General features: G+C 72.2%; 13 protein-coding genes. 9 read left to right on the forward strand and 4 right to left on the reverse strand.

Annotation, left to right across the window (positions count from 1 at the left end):
• Nucleotides 1-67: 67 nt before the first annotated feature.
• Nucleotides 68-3,001 (reverse strand): AfsR/SARP family transcriptional regulator, encoded by a 2,934-nt coding sequence (locus OHS18_RS38680; protein WP_328614120.1) that lies wholly within the window; start codon nt 2,999-3,001, stop codon nt 68-70.
• Nucleotides 3,002-3,110: 109 nt separating this feature from the next.
• Here OHS18_RS38680 and OHS18_RS38685 point away from each other — a divergent pair, with 109 nt between their 5' ends.
• Genes OHS18_RS38685 through OHS18_RS38695 form a run of 3 tightly spaced genes read left to right on the forward strand, consistent with a single transcriptional unit; the run spans nt 3,111 to nt 6,023 of the window.
• Complete coding sequence (locus OHS18_RS38685; protein WP_328614121.1) at nt 3,111-3,767, forward strand: hypothetical protein; 657 nt, start codon at nt 3,111-3,113, stop codon at nt 3,765-3,767.
• A gap of 33 nt (nt 3,768-3,800) precedes the next feature.
• Entirely contained in the window at nt 3,801-5,372 is a 1,572-nt protein-coding gene (locus OHS18_RS38690) for an alkaline phosphatase D family protein (protein WP_328444032.1), read from the forward strand.
• Between the two features lie 24 nt (nt 5,373-5,396).
• The gene (locus OHS18_RS38695; RefSeq protein WP_328614122.1) at nt 5,397-6,023 is read left to right on the forward strand and encodes a TetR family transcriptional regulator; all 627 of its coding nucleotides are present in this window, start codon (nt 5,397-5,399) and stop codon (nt 6,021-6,023) included.
• A 323-nt stretch (nt 6,024-6,346) separates the two neighbouring features.
• Here OHS18_RS38695 and OHS18_RS38700 read toward each other — a convergent pair whose 3' ends face one another.
• Nucleotides 6,347-7,618, reverse strand: a complete 1,272-nt coding sequence (locus tag OHS18_RS38700) for an MGH1-like glycoside hydrolase domain-containing protein (protein ID WP_328614123.1) — start codon at nt 7,616-7,618, stop codon at nt 6,347-6,349.
• An 85-nt stretch (nt 7,619-7,703) separates the two neighbouring features.
• Between OHS18_RS38700 and OHS18_RS38705 the strand changes: the two genes are divergently transcribed.
• The 5 genes from OHS18_RS38705 (at nt 7,704) to OHS18_RS38725 (ending at nt 14,467) form a co-directional block, all read left to right on the forward strand.
• A complete protein-coding gene (locus OHS18_RS38705) occupies nt 7,704-8,852 on the forward strand; it encodes an ROK family transcriptional regulator (RefSeq protein ID WP_328614124.1) in 1,149 nt (382 codons plus the stop codon).
• A 319-nt stretch (nt 8,853-9,171) separates the two neighbouring features.
• Nucleotides 9,172-11,139, forward strand: a complete 1,968-nt coding sequence (locus OHS18_RS38710; RefSeq protein WP_328614125.1) for a S53 family peptidase — start codon at nt 9,172-9,174, stop codon at nt 11,137-11,139.
• A gap of 474 nt (nt 11,140-11,613) precedes the next feature.
• Nucleotides 11,614-12,756: a purine-cytosine permease family protein gene (locus OHS18_RS38715; protein WP_328614126.1), complete on the forward strand. Its 1,143-nt coding sequence runs from the start codon at nt 11,614-11,616 to the stop codon at nt 12,754-12,756.
• Between the two features lie 44 nt (nt 12,757-12,800).
• Nucleotides 12,801-13,475 carry an SDR family NAD(P)-dependent oxidoreductase gene (locus OHS18_RS38720; RefSeq protein ID WP_328614127.1) on the forward strand — a complete coding sequence of 225 codons (675 nt, stop codon included), beginning with the start codon at nt 12,801-12,803 and terminating at the stop codon, nt 13,473-13,475.
• The gene (locus OHS18_RS38725; protein ID WP_328614128.1) at nt 13,472-14,467 is read left to right on the forward strand and encodes an S-adenosylmethionine:tRNA ribosyltransferase-isomerase; all 996 of its coding nucleotides are present in this window, start codon (nt 13,472-13,474) and stop codon (nt 14,465-14,467) included. The genes OHS18_RS38720 and OHS18_RS38725 overlap by 4 nt, the downstream gene beginning before the upstream one ends.
• Nucleotides 14,468-14,528: 61 nt before the next feature.
• On the opposite strand, the gene OHS18_RS38730 is transcribed toward OHS18_RS38725, so the two are convergent.
• Together OHS18_RS38730 and OHS18_RS38735 are read right to left on the reverse strand one after the other, a co-directional pair.
• Nucleotides 14,529-14,930: a hypothetical protein gene (locus OHS18_RS38730; protein ID WP_328614129.1), complete on the reverse strand. Its 402-nt coding sequence runs from the start codon at nt 14,928-14,930 to the stop codon at nt 14,529-14,531.
• 1 nt (nt 14,931) lies between these two features.
• Nucleotides 14,932-15,357 (reverse strand): hypothetical protein, encoded by a 426-nt coding sequence (locus tag OHS18_RS38735; RefSeq protein WP_328614130.1) that lies wholly within the window; start codon nt 15,355-15,357, stop codon nt 14,932-14,934.
• A gap of 183 nt (nt 15,358-15,540) precedes the next feature.
• Here OHS18_RS38735 and OHS18_RS38740 point away from each other — a divergent pair, with 183 nt between their 5' ends.
• Entirely contained in the window at nt 15,541-16,599 is a 1,059-nt protein-coding gene (locus tag OHS18_RS38740; RefSeq protein WP_328459055.1) for an ABC transporter substrate-binding protein, read from the forward strand.
• Nucleotides 16,600-16,615 lie beyond the last annotated feature (16 nt).

A 16,615-nucleotide genomic window follows, 5' to 3' on the forward strand; every position in this document is an offset into this window, starting at 1 on the left:
TGCCATGAGGGGCACCCTCAGGGACAGACAAGCCCTGAAGGTGCCCCTCATGGCATTCGCCGGGAGCTCAGGCGGAGACGATGTGCGGGTGTGCGGGCGGGGTCGCCGGGTCCTTCGGGCGCGTCGAGAGCTCGTGCCAGATCGCCAGCGCGCGCTCCGAGTACTCCCGGGACCGCTCCGGCTGCGACAACGCCCGGTGCAGCTCGCCGAGCAGCTGGGACACCTCGGCCTCCGACCGCCGGTCGCCGTTGCGGCGGTGCACCGACAGGGAGTTCACCAGCAACAGCTGCGCGTGCGCGAAGTCGCCGCTGTGCAGGCACAGCTCGCCGAGGTTCTGATTCGCGTAGCCGACGCAGTGGTCGTCACCGAGTTCGGTGAAGAGCGCGATCGCCTGGTCGACGTGCTCGCGGGCGGCCGCCAGGTTGCCCTGGTGCTGGTAGAGCAGGCCGAGCCGCTTGAACGCGTGGGCCTCGCGGTGCCGGTCGCCGATCGCGGCCGACAGCTCGAGCGCGTCGGTGAACCAGCGCTTCGCCGCCGCGTAGCAGCCGCGCGACATCCAGACCGCGCCGGCGCCGATGCGCGCGACGGCTTCCCCGTGCGGGTCGTCCGCCTCGGCGAACAGCTTCAGGGCTTCGTGACAGTGGTCGAGCGCGCGGTCGTCTTCGCCCTCGATGCGCAGGATCGTGGCCAGCCCGGTCAGCGCGATGCCGACACCCTGGGCGTCGCCGACCCGCTCGAACAGCGCCTTCGACTCGTCGAACGCCATCCGGGACTGGGCGTATTCGTCCTGGTAGAGCAGGTACTGGCCGAGGTTGCGCTGCACGATCGCCTCGGCGCGCAGCGAGCCGGTCCGCCGGGCCGACGCGAGCGCGAGGATGTGCGTGCTGTGCCAGTCGTCCTGGTGACCGCGCAGGTCGAAGTACGGCGTCAGCGCGGACGCCAGCTGCCAGGCCAGGTCGTCGAAGCCGTGCTCGGCGGCCAGCGAGACCGCCGCGACACTGGTGTGCCGCTCGGCCGCGAACCACGCCGCGGTCTCGTCCGGCAGCACGTCGGCGGGCAGCTGCGGCCGGGGCAGCTCGTCGTCGCAGTACATGCCGAAGAAGTGGAGCGGCATCCGCCGCGCCGCTTCGAGCGCGAGCGCGAGGTAGCCCTCCAGTACCCGCCGAAGTCCGGCACGCGTCTTCGCGGCGTCGCTCTGCTCCGCGAGCTCCACGGCGTACACCCGCAGCAGATCGTGCAGCCGGTAGCGCGGCTGCCCGGCGGAATCGGAGCCGACGAGCTCGACGAGGTGGCCGTCGACCAGGACGTCGAGCACGTCGTCGGCCTCACGGCGGCCCAGCACCGCGGCGACCGTCCACGCCGGGAACTGCACCGGCCCGAGCAGCCCGAGCCCGCGGAACGCCGTCGCCGCCGACATCGGCAGCAGGTCGTAGGACAGGGTCACGCTCGCGCGGACGGCGAGGTCGCCGACGCGCAGCTCGTCGAGGCGCCGGCGCTCGTCGCGCAGCCGGTCGGCCAGCAGCCGCAGTGTCCAGCCCGGCCGGTGGGTGAGCTTCGCGCCGGCCACCCGGATCGCCAGCGGCAGGTGCCCGCACTGGCGCAGGATCGCCGCGGCGCTCTCCGGTTCGGCGGCCACGCGCTCGGCGCCGACGATGCCTTCCAGCAGCCGCGCGCCCTCGGCCTCGGGCAGCAGGTCGACGTCGACCGGCTTCGCCCCGGCGAGCCCGGGCAGCCGGAGCCGGCTGGTCACCAGCACCGCGCACGCCCCGGCGCCGGGCAGCAGCGGCCGCACCTGGGCGGCGCTGCCGGCGTCGTCGAGGACCACGCACATCCGCCGCCCGGCCAGCCGCGAGCGCAGCAGCGCGGCCCGTTCGGCCAGCTCGCGCGGCAGCCCGGCGTCCGGGATGCCCAGCGCGTGCAGCAGCTCGGCGAGCACTCCCATCGGCGCGCGCGGCGACGACGACGTCCCGGCCAGGTCGACGTGCAGCTGCCCGTCGGGGAAGTCTTCGCGGGCCGCGTGCGCGACGCGGATGGCGACCGCGGACTTGCCGACGCCGGGGGCGCCCGACAGCACGATCACCGCGGGCGCGCCCGAGCCGGCCCGTTCCCGCATCAGCGCGACGACTTCGCGGAGGACGTCGTCGCGGCCGGTGAAGTCCGGCAGGTCGAGGGGGAGCTGGCAGACCGGGGCGACGTCGGCGGGGCGGGTGGCCGGCACGCTCTCCGGCACCACCAGCGTCGCGCGCAGCTCCCGCAGCCGGGCGCCGGGTTCGGCGCCGAGCTCTTCGCGCAGCACCCGCTGGGCCGATTCGTACGCCTCGACCGCGTCGGCGGTCCGGCCCGCGGCCCGCAGCGCGACGATCAGCTGCCCCCACAGCTCTTCCCGCAGCGGGTGTTCGGTGACCAGGCCGCGCAGCTCGGCGACGGCCTCGCCGGTGCGGCCCAAGTCGATCCGCGCGCGCAACCGCTGCTCCTGCACCGAAAGCCGCAGTTCGGCGAGCCGGGCGACGGTCGCGCCCCAGCTGTGGTCGTGGGGGAGTCCTTCGAGGACTTCGCCGCGCCACCGGGCGTCGGCCCGGTCGAGCAGCTCGAGAGCGCTCTCCGCGTCGCCGCGATCGAGCATTTCCCGCGCTTCACCCGCCGACGCGGTGAAGGAGAGGTGATCCAGTTCGTCCGGTGACGCCGTCAGCAGGTAGCCGGAGGCCCGGCTGCTGATCCGTTCGCCGAGTTCCGGGTCGATCTCGGCGAACCGCCTTCGCAGCGAATGGACGTACGTCCGGATGTTCGCCGCGGCCGACCGCGGCGCCGAATCCGGCCACAGCACTTCCACCAGCACGTCCGTCGACACGACGACGTTCGGCTGCAGCGCCAGGGCGGCCAGCAGCAGCCGGGGCTTCGGCCCGCCGAGGGCGATCACCCGCCCGCCGGCGGTGACCTCCAGCGGGCCGAGGACGCGGATGGTAAGCGAGGTGGTCTCAACCTGCCCGATGAGTTCCCCCATGCCCGGATGTTATTTCCCCACCACCGTGCCCGATAGATCCATTCGGAGTGTCTGTCCGCAGGCCAGCGCTTTGTATGGGACGTGTACCGGGTTGCGTCACGCTCCCGCCATGAAGCGTTTGAACCTCCGGCGTATCGCCGGCTTAGGGATCATCCTCACGGCGGTGGGCGCGCTCTCGGTGGGTGGCGCGCTCGAGGCGTCGGCCGCGGCGACCGGCACGATCAAGACCGCGGGCGACCCGCTGAACGTCCGCCGGGCGCCCACCACGAGCGCCACGGCCGTCAAGACCGTCGCGAACGGCGCGTCGGTCAGCATCGACTGCCAGACCGTCGGCACCTCCGTGACCGGCACCTTCGGCACGAGCACGTTGTGGGACTACGTGCCCGCGCTCGGCGGCTACGTCTCCGACACCTACGTCAACACCGGCTCCGACACCCGGATCGCGCCCGACTGCGGCGTCGGCACGGGCAGCGGCCAGTGCGCCGACGCCTGCGCCGGCGAGGGCCAGTACCGCTCGTCCGACTCGCACTTCCTGGTCTACGACACCGATGCCGACGGCTACTCCGCGGTCGTCGCCTACTGGCTCAAGGGCGGTGCCGGCCCGTTCTACGTCTGGAACTCCGGCGGCGAGGGCACGAAGGTCGACAAGGCCGTGACCGTCGCGAAGGGCGGCTGGGTCTTCTACAAGGTCTGCGTCGCCAACTACACCACCGGCAAGCCGGACCTGAAGTCCTGCAGCGACGGCATCACCGACTTCGCGGCCTGACCGCTTCTCCCCCTCCCCGAAAGGACTTCCGACATGAGTCAGGTCAACCGGCGCCGGGTGCTCCTCGGCGGGCTCGCCGCGGTCACCGCCACCGCCGCCTCGGCGGCCCTGCCGTCCTGGGCGAACGCCCGCACCACCGCGGCCGCCCCCGCCATCCACGATCCCTTCCAGCTCGGCGTCGCCTCCGGCGATCCGCTGCCCGACAGCGTGGTGCTGTGGACGAGACTCGCGCCCGCGCCGCTCAACGCGGACGGCTTCGGCGGCATGCCCGACGCGACGTACGCGGTCGACTGGGAGATCGCGAACGACGCGGCGTTCTCCTCCGTCGTGCAGAGCGGCTCGGTGAGCGCGGTCCGCGCGGCCGCGCACAGCGTCCACATCGAACCCGTGGGCCTGCAGCCCGCGCGGGAATACTTCTACCGCTTCAAGACTTCCGGCTACATCTCCCCGGTCGGCCGCACGCGCACCGCGCCCGCCGCCGGTGCCGCGGTCAACCAGCTCAAGTACTGCTTCACCTCCTGCCAGCACTGGGAGGAGGGCTACTACCACGCCTACAAGGGCGTCGTGGCCGACGACCCGGACCTGGTGCTGTTCCTCGGCGACTACATCTACGAGAAGAAGTCGGGCCGCGCCGCGGCGGACCGCAACCCGCGCAGCCTCGCCGTCGCCGACGACGCGACCACGCTCGCGATCTACCGCGCCCGGCACGGCCAGCACAAGACCGACGCCGACCTGCAGGCCGCGCACGCCATCGCGCCGTGGATCGTCGTCTTCGACGACCACGAGGTGATGAACAACTGGAACGGCACCACCTCGCCCGCGCCCGCCGCGCGCAAGGCCGCCGGGTTCCAGGCGTTCTACGAGCACACCCCGATCCGCTCGACCGCGAAGCCGAACGGCTCGTCGATCCAGCTGTACCGGCAGCTGCTCTGGGGCAACCTGGCCCGGTTCCACATGCTCGACACCCGCCAGTTCCGCAACGCCCAGGTCGCCGACCCGTCCGGCTCGGGCGGCCCCTCCTGCACCGACATGCGCAGCACGTCGCGCAGTATCCTGGGCAGCACCGAGGAAGCGTGGCTGCTCAAGCAGTTCGAATCGCACCCGGCCACCTGGGACTTCCTCGGCCAGCAGGTCTTCTTCGCCACGCGCGACGGCGACGGCAACAAGGCCACCTGCGAGAGCCCCGACTCCTGGCAGGGCTACGAGGCCTCGCGCGACCGGATCGCCAAGGGCTGGGTCGACCGGAAGGTGGCCAACCCGATCGTGCTGACCGGCGACGTCCACCGGCACTGGGCCGCCGACCTGCGCCTCGACTACTTCGACCACAGCGACCCGCTCATCGGCTCGGAACTCGTCACGACGTCGGTCACGAGCAACAGCGACACCGCGACCCCGCCGACCGCGGCCTGGCTGGCCAACAACCCGCACGTCAAGTACTGCAAGGGCGAGCGCGGCTACGTCCGCGTCACGGCCACGCCGTCGCAGACGCGGGCGGACTTCATGACGACGTCCGACACCAGCGTCTACGACCCGGCGAAGGTGGTCATCAAGAACGACGCCAGCTACGTAGTGCAAGCAGGGACGCCTGGCCTGCAGAAGGTCTGACACCCGGGCGCTACGCTGAGTGACGTGACCGATGAACTGGGCCTGCGGGAGCGCAAGAAGCTCCGCACGCGGGCGGCGATCTCGACGGCGGCGATCACGCTCTTCCTGGAGCGCGGGTTCGACGCCGTCGGGGTCGCCGAGGTGGCGCGGGTGGCGGAGGTGTCCAAGCGGACCCTCTTCGCCTACTTCCCGAGCAAGGAGGACCTGGTGCTGCACCGGTTCGCCGACCACGAGACGGACGCGGCGGACGTCGTCCGCGCGCGGCGGCCGGGACAGGGACCCCTGGCGGCGCTGCGGGAGGCGTTCCTGCGCGGTCTCGCCGAGCGCGAGCCGGTGACCGGCCTGTGCGACGCGCCCGAGGTCGTCGCGGTGTTCCGGTTGGTCACCGGCACCCCGGCGCTGGTGGCGCGGCTGACGGAGTTCACCTCCGCGGGGGAGGCGGCGCTGGCCCTCGCGTTGAAGGAGGCGGAAGTGCCGGCACCGGACGCCGAACTGGCGGCGGCGCAGATCGCGGCGGTCCGCCGGCTGCTGGCGACGGCGAACATGGACGCCGTCGCGGCCGGAATCCCTGCTGTGCGGCGCCATCCGGACGCGATCGCCGCCGCCGATCGGGCGTTCCTGCTGCTGTCGTCCGGCGTAGGTTTCCCCTGATGCCCGATTCACGGTGTGGACCATGAAAAATGCACGGTTGCCGCGGGCCCCGCGAAGGTAGACTGCGGAAATCCTGACAGGACACCGGAGTCGGCAGGATCTTCGGTGTCCGGCCCGGTCCGCCGCCACGGAAACCGGAGCTCCGCCGCACGGACAACGGGGGACCCGCACCCGGCTGGGGGTGGTGCGGGTCCCTCGGACTCCACGCGGAAAACGCTTTCTCGCGATGGCCGTCCAGCGGTCCCGGCTTCCCCGCGACCGGGCTCCCGGCAACGCTGAAGCGGCGGCCGGCCCATCCGCCCCCGACGCGGCTGGGCCGGCCGTCAGCCGGGGGTGGACACCAGGTCCACGGTGAGCGCCGCGGTCCAGCCGAACGACCGGGCGCCGTGACCGGTGCCGGTGAACGGGTCCGCGTACTCGGCGAAACCCGTGCGGGTGGCCGTGGCGACGAGGTCGTCCCGCAGCCACGACGCCAGCGCGTGCTCGCCGTGGTGCAGCAGTCCTTGCCGGACCAGCCAGCCGACGTTGAACCACGACGGGCCGCGCCAGTAGCGGCCCGGGTCGAAGTCGGCCGCGGTCAGGTCGTAACTCGGCACGCCGTGCACCTGGCCGAGCCGGAAGCGCGGGCCGGTGGCGGTGGCCAGCAGCGCGGGCGCGACGGCGAGGTCCGGCAGCACGAGCGGCAGCAGCCCGGCGCAGGTGTACTCGCGGGTGCGCTCGCCGGTGCGGACGTCGCGGGCGAAGAAGAAGCCGGACGCGCTGTCCCACAACGTTTCCTGCAGTGCTTTGGCGACGCGGGCCGCGCTCTCGCGGTGGGTGGCGGCGGCCGCGGGCAGGCCGAGCACCTCGGCGATCTCGGCTAGCGCGAGCTCGGCGTCGGCCAGCAGCGCGTTGAGGCCCGGGTCTTCGACGGTGAAGCCGCCGTCGACGTCGGCCCAGCGCGCGTCGAGGTAGCCGGTGTCGCGGTAGGCCGACGCGAGCCGGACGTAGCGGCCGTAGTCGTCGTCGCTCGGGCGGTCGGCGGCGTGGCCGTGCTGCAGGTCGCGGCGGACGAACCCGGCCGGGTCGGCCGGCGTGACGCGCGAAAGGGGCCCGTCCCAGGCCGGGCTGTTGTCCATCCCGGATTCCCACGGGTGCACGATCGAGGCGAGCCCGCGCCCGCCCGCGTCGCGGTAGGTCCGCAGGTAGCCGTGCCACGCCTTGAGCTTCGGGTAGAGCGTCGCGAGGAACGTCTCGGTGCCGGAACCGGCGGGGTCGGCGCGGTGCACGGCCAGCACGGCGCGCGCGTGGACCGGCGGCTGGATCAGCCCGGACGTCCGCCCGGCGCGCCAGAAGGCGGGGCCGGGGAAGTACGCCTCGGGCGGGGTGTCCGGGTTGAAGAGGATGTGCGGGACGCGGCCGTCGCGCCACTGCGCGGAGAACAGCGTCACCAGCTCGCGCCGGGCGCGCTCGGGCGCCAGGTGGCGCAGGCCGAAGGCGATGAAGGCGGAGTCCCAGCTCCACTGGTGCGGGTAGAGCCCGCGGGACGGCACGGTGGACGAGCCGATCCAGTTGTCGGCGAGGACAGCCTCAGCGGACCCCCATGTTACGTCCATGTGTCCAATCTATCTCCTACTTATGTCTTGTCAATGGACAAAAGTACGTCCTGGGATGATGTGAGCCACTGCGAAGGGGGCCCGGATGACCACGCCGACCAGCGCCGGTGAGCTGCTGAGACTGGTCCGGACCGGTCAGGCGACCACCCGGAAGGCCCTGCTCACGCGCAGCGGGCTGTCCCGCTCGACGCTGACCGCGCGGCTGGACCTGCTCCAGTCGGCGGGTCTGCTGGCCGAGGGCGGCCAGGAGGACTCCACCGGCGGCCGCCCGGCGCGGCAGCTGCGGTTCGACGACCGGCACGCCGTCGTCCTCGCCGCGAGCGTCGACACGATGCACGCCGAGGTCGCGCTCACCGACCTCTCCGGACGCCGGCTCGCCCACCGCGAGGGCCCGGTGCGCGTCGCCGACGGGCCGGAACCCGTCCTCGGCCGGATCGCGGAGTGGTTCGAAGAGCTGCTCGCCGACGTCGACCTGCCGGTCTGCGGCGTGGGGATCTCCGTGCCGGGGCCGGTCGAGCCGGGTCAGGCGCGCGTCACGCAGCCGCCGATCATGCCGGGCTGGGACCGCTACCCGATCGACGAGTACCTGGGCGGGCGCTTCGGCGCGCCGGTGCTGGTCGACAACGACGCGAACCTGATGGCCCTGGGGGAGCACCGCGCGCGGCACCCGGACTCGGCCGCACTGGTGGTCGTCAAGGTGTCCACCGGCATCGGCGCCGGCCTGGTGATCGGCGGCGAGGTCTACCGGGGCATCGACGGCGGGGCCGGCGACATCGGCCACATCCGGCTGCCGGGCTTCCCCGAGGCCCGCTGCATGTGCGGCTCGCTGGGCTGCCTCGCGGCGGTCGCCAGCGGGGGCGCCCTGGCCGCGCGGCTGACCGAGCAGGGCCTGCCGACGTCGTCGGGCTCGGGCGTGCGCGACCGCATCCTGGCCGGCGAACCGGCGGCGGTCCGGCTGGCCGGATCCGCCGGCCGTCAGGTGGGCGAGGTGCTCGCGACGCTGGTGTCGGTGGTCAACCCGGGTGTCCTGGTGATCGCCGGCGACCTGGCCGAGCCGCATTTCGTGGCGGGCGTGCGCGAGGTGCTGTACCGGCGGGCGTTGCCGCGCGCTACGCAGAGTCTGCAGGTCGAGATCGGTGGCACGGGGCTCGCGCTGGGTGGCGCGGTGGCGATGGTGGTGGAATCGGTGTTCTCCCCGGTGGAAGTGGATCGCCGGCTGGCGTCGCGGGTCTGAAGCGGGGAGCCGGTGACGGTTCGAATGCCGTCACGGTTCGACTGTCCGGAGTGGACGGAGCGACCGACTTTCGTAGGTGGCGGGCGCCCTTCCCGCGTGGTCCGCGATACCGCTGAGAATCGGACTTACCGCGCATCGGGGAGCAATCCTCGCGTATTTCGTGAGACAAAACGGATTTCCGTACCACGGTCCGGGTCCCGTGAATTCGCGCCGAAATAACGGTTCCGCAAGTACTTCCCCGGAGACGGAACCCCGATCTAGTCTCGTCCGGAGTTCTAGGTCCTTTACCTGGGGGCCGAATCAGAAGAGGGAGATTTCTGTGCGAAGAAGCTCCACCCTGCTCCTTTCGCTCGCGGTGGTGGGTGGTCTCACCGCGGCCCTGCCGGCGGCGGCGTCGGCGCAGGGGCGTCAGGACATTCCGCAGTCGCACCCGTTGTGGGCGAACGCGCAGGCCAAGGTCGCCGACACGGCGCCCGCGGCGAAGCTGAGCTTCCGCGTTTACCTGAACCAGCGCGACAACGCCGGGGCCGAGGCGCTGGCCCAGGCCGTGTCCGACCCGGACAGCAAGACCTACCGCCAGTTCCTGAGCACCGACCAGGTGCGGGACCGCTTCGCCGCCAGCGACGCGACGGTCAACGCCGTCAAGGCGTGGCTGACCGGCAGCGGCTTCAGCATCGGCGACATCCCGTCGAACCGCGCCTACGTCGAGGCCACCGGCACCGCCGACCAGACGCAGAACGCCTTCGCCGTGAAGCTGGGCAAGTACAACGTCAAGGGCCAGACCCTTCGCGCCGCCGACAAGAACCTGTCGGTGCCCGCGAACCTGGCGAACGACGTGCTCGGCGTCGTCGGCGTGGACCAGGCGACCAACCTGTTCAAGCCGGACCACACGGACGGCATCGACTCCGGCAAGGCGGCCAAGTCGGTCCAGCCCTCGGACGTCGCGCCCGGCCCCGGCTTCCGCAACGCGCCGCCGTGCAGCTCCTACTACGGCGAGAAGGTCGACACCACCGACCCCGCCTACAACGGCAAGCAGCTGCCCTACGCGCCCTGCGGTTACACCCCGGGCCAGCTCCGCTCGGCCTACGGTGTCGACCAGGCCGCGAAGTTCGGCGCGGACGGCCGCGGCACCACGATCGCCATCGTGGACGCCTTCGCTTCGCCGACGATCTACGCCGACGCGAGCACCTACGCGAAGAAGAACGACCCGCAGCACCCGCTGAAGCAGAGCCAGTTCTCGCAGCACATCTTCCCGGCGAACCCGGTTCTCGAGCCGCCGGACCAGTGTGACGCGGCGGGCTGGTACGGCGAGGAGACCCTCGACGTCGAGGCCGCCCACGGTCTCGCGCCGGGTGCGAACATCCTCTACGTCGGCGGCGAGTCGTGCGAGGACAACGCCCTCGACGAGGCGCTGAACTACGTGATCGCCGGCCACAAGGCCGACATCGTGTCGAACTCCTACGGCGACACCGGCGAGGACATCCCGGCCGACGAGGTCAAGGTCTTCAACCAGATCTCGCTGCAGGCGGTCCTCGAGGGCATCGGCGTGTACTTCTCCTCGGGCGACAACGGTGACGAGGTGGCGCGCCTCGGCACGCCGTCGCCGGACTTCTCCGCCTCCGCGCCGTGGATCACCGCGGTCGGTGGCACGTCCATCGCGATCGGCAAGAACGGCCAGAAGATCTTCGAGACCGGCTGGGAGACCAGCAAGTCCTCGCTGACCAACGGCGTCTACGGGCCGGCCGCGTACACCTCCGGTTCCGGTGGTGGCACGAGCCGCCTGTTCGCGCAGCCCTTCTACCAGAAGGGCGTCGTGCCGGACGCACTGTCCACGAAGAACCAGACGGCCGGGCACAAGGGCCGCGTGGTTCCGGACATCTCCGCGATCGGCGACCCGAACACCGGCTTCCTGGTCGGCCAGACGCAGACCTTCCCGGAGGGTGCGCACTACGACCAGTACCGGATCGGCGGCACGAGCCTCGCGTCGCCGGTGTTCGCCGGCATCATGGCGGTGGCCGACAGCTTCGACCACTTCCACCACGGCTTCATCAACCCCGTGATCTACAAGCTGACTTCGCGCACCAAGGCGATCAGCGACGTGCAGCACGTGGACAACGCCGCGGTGGCCCGGGTCGACTACGCCAACTCGGTCGACGCGTCGGGCGGCCTGCTCCGCTCCGCCCGCACGCTGGACTACCAGGGTCTGACGATCCACACCGCCAAGGGCTACGACGACGTGACCGGACTCGGCTCGCCCAGCGGGCTGCTGTTCCTGCTGCTCGTCTAGCAGTTTCCAACGAGGTCCGTGAAGGCCTCCTTACCGGCTCTTATGGCCGGTAAGGAGGCCTTCACGGCGTTTCGGGAACCCCGGCGCATCGCGTGCTGGCGCCGCTGGTGCGGGCTTCCGCGTGTGATTCGCCGTGTTGCGCCGCGCGGCCGTGCGGGCGCAGTGTGGCGGCGCGCACTCGCGGCGGGCAACCGGCTGCTCGCGCCCTAGGGTGAGCCCGATCAGCCGAGTGGAGGCAGGACATGAGCGGACGCGGTCTCGACGCCGAGGTCTACGGCGGGCGGATGCCCACCGGGGGATCGGACCTGGCGATCGAAACCCACGGCATCACGCCGGTCCCGGAGGACAACCGGTTCGGGCGGCCGTGGCGGTTGTTCAGCGTGTGGTTCGCGCCGAACCTGACGATGACGGCGGTCTTCACCGGCACCCTCGCGGCGTCGCTCGGCCTGGGGGTTCTGGACGGGCCTGGTCGCGATGCTCGCCGGCACCGTGCTCGGCTCGCTGCCGGTGGCCTACCTCTCCACCTGGGGCCCGCGCACCGGCACCGGCCAGCTCCCGCTCGCGCGGCTGCCGTTCGGCGGCGGGGTGGTGCTGCCCGGCCTGGTGCAGTGGCTCGGCTCGATCGCCTGGGACGCGCTGGTCGGGCTCTTCGGCGGCGAAGCGCTGGCCGAACTGACCGGGCTGCCGTTCTGGGCCGCGGTGCTGATCGTGCTGGTGCTGCAGTGCGCGCTCGGCGTTTTCGGGTACGCGCTGATCCACCGCGTGCAGGCCGTGATGAGCGTGCTGCTGGTGCTCGCGTTCGCCGCGCTCGCCGTGAAGGTCCTTTCCGGACACCCGGTCGCGACGGCCGACACGGCGACCGGCGGCGATCACACCGGCGCCGTCGTGCTGTTCTCGACGATCGCGTTGTCGCTGGCGATCTCCTGGGCGCCGTACGCTTCCGACTTCAGCCGCTACCTGCCCGCGGACACGTCATCGCGCGGCGTCTTCTGGTTCACGCTCCTCGGCCTGACGGCGTCGTACGCGATCGGCGAAGGCCTCGGGCTCGCGCTCGGGACGTCACTCGGCGACCAGACGGCGACCGGCGTCGCGACGCTGCTCGGCGGTGGGTTCCTCGGGTCGCTGGCGCTCGCGGTGATCGCGCTCGCGGCCGTGTCGTCCAACGCGATGAACGACTACAGCGGCTCGCTCGCGCTGCAGACCGTCGGCGTCCGGCTGCGGCGGCCGGTGTCGGCGGTGGTCGTCACGGTGCTCGCGTTCGCGCTGATCCTCTGGATGCACAGCGGCGAGCTGGCGTCGAAGTTCCAGAACGTGCTGCTGTTCGTCAGCTACTGGATCCCGCCGTTCCTCGGGGTCGTGCTCCCGGACTGGCTGCGGCGCACCCGCGGCGGCCGGCGCGTGGACGCCCGGGCCGCGACGACCACGCGTCCCTGGGCCGCGGTCGTGGCGTTCGTCGCGGGCTTCGGCGCGGCGGTGCCGTTCATGAACACGTCGCTCTACACCGGCCCGGTCGCCGCGGCGCTGCACGGCGCCGATCTCGCCTACTACGTCGGGTTCGTCGTTTCGCTGGCAGCTTATTTCCTGCTGCGTGGCCGCCGCCCGGTTGACCTCGACTAATGTAGAGGTTCAACGATGGTGTGGTACCCCTGCAAGGAGGAACCATGCCAGTCGCTCTGATCACCGGCGCCTCGGCGGGGCTGGGGAAGGCCCTCGCCGCGGCGCTCGTGCGTCGCAAGTGGACGGTCGTCGGCGACGGCCGGGACGCGGCCGCGCTGACGGCAGCCGCCCGGGAAGCCGGGTTCACGCCCGTCCCCGGTGACGTCACCGACCCGGCCCACCGCGCCGAACTCGCCGCCGCCGTCGGGCCCGCGCTCGACCTGCTCGTCAACAACGCCAGCTCGCTCGGCGTCAGCCCGCTGCCGCCCTTGGGGCGTTATCCCCTGGCAGAGCTGGAAAACGTCTACCGCGTGAACGTCTTCGCGCCGCTCGCGCTCACCCAGCTCCTGCTGCCCGCCCTGACGAAAACCGGCGGCACGCTCGTCGACGTCAGCTCGGACGCCGCCGTCGAAGCCTACGAAGGCTGGGGTGGGTACGGCTCCGCGAAGGCCGCGCTCGACCAGCTCACCGCCGTGCTCGGCGCGGAACACCCGGACCTGGCCGTCTACGCGGTCGACCCCGGCGACCTGCGCACCGCGATGCACCAGCTCGCCTTCCCCGGCGAGGACATCTCGGACCGGCCGCTGCCCGAGACGGCGGTCCCGGCGTTCCTGCGGCTGCTCGACGAACGCCCGGCCGGCGGCCGCTACCGCGCCGCCGACCTGCTGGTGCCCGCATGAGCGTCCGGTTCGACCTGCCCGACGAACTGTCGGCGTCGGCGCCCCCGGAAGCCCGCGGCCTGGCCCGCGACGAGGTCCGCCTGCTCGTCGCGGACCCGGCCGGGGTGCACCACACGGTCTTCGGCGCGCTGGGTGAGCACCTGCGGGCCGGGGACCTGCTGGTCGTCAACACGTCCGGCACCCTGCCCGCGGCGATCGACGCGCGCCGCGGCCGGCAGCAGGTCGTCGTCCACTTCTCGACCGGGCTGGACGACGGCGCGTGGGTGGTCGAGCTGCGCGCGCCCGGCGGCCCGCTGCTCGACGGCCGGCCGGGGGAGCGGCTGGCGCTGCCCGGGGGCGCGTCGCTGACGCTGCTGGCCGAGCACGTGCCGGGTCAGGCGCGGCTGTGGCGGGCTTCGGTGTCCGTCCCGGTGTCCGGGTTGCTGGCCGCGAGCGGACGCCCGATCCGCTACGGCTACGTCCCGCGCGCGTGGCCGTTGAGCGACTACCAGACGGTGTTCGCCCGCGAGCCGGGCAGCGCGGAGATGCCGTCGGCGGCCCGGCCGTTCACCGATGCGCTGGTCACGCGGCTGGTGACCGACGGCGTGCTGTTCGCGCCGCTGCTGCTGCACACCGGCGTCTCGTCGCTGGAGCCGGGCGAGCCACCCCAGGCCGAGCGCTTCCGGGTGCCCGCGACGACCGCCGCGCTGGTTTCGTGGGTCCGCGCCCGCGGCGGCCGGGTGGTCGCGGTGGGCACGACGGCGGCCCGCGCCCTGGAGTCGGCCGCCGACGGTCCCGCCGAAGGCTGGACGGGCCTGGTCCTGGGCCCGGACCGCCCGGCCCGGGTCGTGGACGGCATCGTCACCGGCCTGCACGCGCCGGACGCGTCCCACCTGCTGCTCCTGGAGGCGGTGGCCGGCCCGGAGCTGGTCCAGCGCGCCTACGACGCGGCGGTGGAGCGCCGCTACCTGTGGCACGAGTTCGGCGACGTCTCCCTGCTCCTGCGCCGCTGAAGTCCGTGAAGGCCCCCTTGAGGGACTCTATGTCCCTCAAGGGGGCCTTCACGGACTTGAACTACTGGCGGGCCGGTTCGCGGGCGTCGTCGTGGCGGCGGGCGCGGTACAGGCCCGCCACGGCGACGGCTGTGATCCCCAGGCCGACGCCGCTGACGATCGAGGCCACCAGGCTCGCCGTGCCGGTCGCCAGGCCGAACAGCCCGGCCAGGTAGACCGGGATGCACAGGCTCACCGGCAGCCACGTCCGCAGCGCGAACGCGCGGTCCGACGCCAGCCACAGCACCAGCGTCACGGCCGCCGCGGTGGCGACCGGGATCCCCCAGACGACCGTGCTCGTCACGGCGTCCATCCCGAGTGACCGGAGCCATTCGAACGACGCCTGGCCCAGCCCGACGAAGAGAACGACCAGCGCCACGCGGATGGTGGCCCCCTGGCCGGCACGGTGTGCGGTGCTCGTCATGTCAACCTCCCAAGTCCGTGGTCACCTGTACCACGTCCGGATGACGCGACCGGTTGCCCGCGGAGCGCAATTCGATGGCGACGACCAGCAGAACGATCAACGCCGGCACCGTCAGGAAGAGCAACACGAACAGGTGACCGCGGGACGCCGTGCCGCTGACCAGGCCCGTCATCCCGAGGACCAGGGACGGCACGGCCGCCCAGTCCGGCAGGAACGCGGCCCGCGGGCGCGGCCTCCCGGAGACCGCCCAGACCGCCAGACCGGCCAGCAGGCCCAGCAGCGGGGCCGCGGCGACCGCCCCCACGGCCGGCCACTCGCCCAGGCCCGTCGTCTCAAGCCAGTCGGCGCCGATCGGCCCCAGCCCGAGACCCGCCCACATCAGCAGCACCAGCTGGATCGTCAGCCGGTTTCGCGCGTCAGGTGCCACCGCTCCCCCTCAGAAGTCGTCGGGGGAACACGCGCGAACCGGCCGATCGGTTGCACGTAGGCGTCTCGTTCGCCGATGTCAAGAAATCTCACTCGATTTCCCGGGATGCGGATGGCTATGCGCCCCAGTGGGTGACCGTGCGAACCTCGCCCCGACATCGACCCCGTGAAAGGCGACGCTGACGTGCGCTCCCACCACAGAACCCGCTTCCTGGCCTCGGCGTTCGCCGCCCTGACCGTCGTGGGCGTGCTCGCCGGCTGTTCCCGCGCCGCGGAGAACACCGCGCCCGCCGCCAACGCGGGCGCCGCCACCGAGGTCCGGCTCGGGTTCTTCCCGAACGTCACGCACGCCCCGGCGCTGATCGGCGTCAAGAAGGACTTCTTCAAGCAGGAGCTGGGCTCGACCAAGCTCACCACCCAGACGTTCAACGCGGGCCCCGACGAGGTCAACGCGCTGCTGGGCAACTCCCTCGACATCGCCTACATCGGCTCCGGCCCGGCGATCAACGCCTTCACCAAGTCCAAGGGCACCATCCAGCTGGTCTCCGGCGCGGTCTCGGGCGGCGCGCAGCTGGTCGTCAAGCCGGACATCGCGAGCGTCGACGCGCTCAAGGGCAAGAACATCGCCACGCCGCAGCTGGCCAACACCCAGGACGTCGCGCTCAAGAAGTTCCTCGCCGGCAAGAGCCTGACCGGCCAGGTCAAGATCACCAACCTGGACAACTCGAAGACGCTCGACGCCTTCAAGAAGGGCGAGGTCGACGGCGGCTGGCTGCCCGAGCCGTGGTCGTCGCGGCTGGTCCTCGACGCCGGCGCGAAGGTCCTGCTCGACGAGAAGGACCTGTGGCCCGGCGGCCGCTTCCCGACCACCGTCGTCATCGTGCGCAGCCAGTTCCTGCAGGAGCACCCGGACACCGTCCGCGCCGTGCTGAAGGGCCAGCTGGCCGCGATCGACTGGGCGAAGGCCAACCCGGCGGACGCGAAGACCGTGGTCAACGGCGCGCTCAAGGAGCTGGCCGGCAGTAGCCTGAGCCCGGCGGTCATCGACCGCGCGTTCTCGAACATCGAGCTGACGACGGACCCGATCCCCGCCGAGTTCCCGCAGCTCGCGCAGGACTCGGTGACCGCGGGTGTGGTGAAGAGCGCCGTCGCGTTGAAGGGCTTCGCCGACTTCGGCCCGCTGAACGACGTCCTCAAGGCCCAGAACCAGCCCGCTGTGAACGCCCCCGAGCTCGCGAAGTGATCCCGAGAGGCAGCCT

The organism is Amycolatopsis sp. NBC_00355, assembly GCF_036104975.1.
In the GTDB taxonomy this organism is placed as follows: domain Bacteria; phylum Actinomycetota; class Actinomycetes; order Mycobacteriales; family Pseudonocardiaceae; genus Amycolatopsis.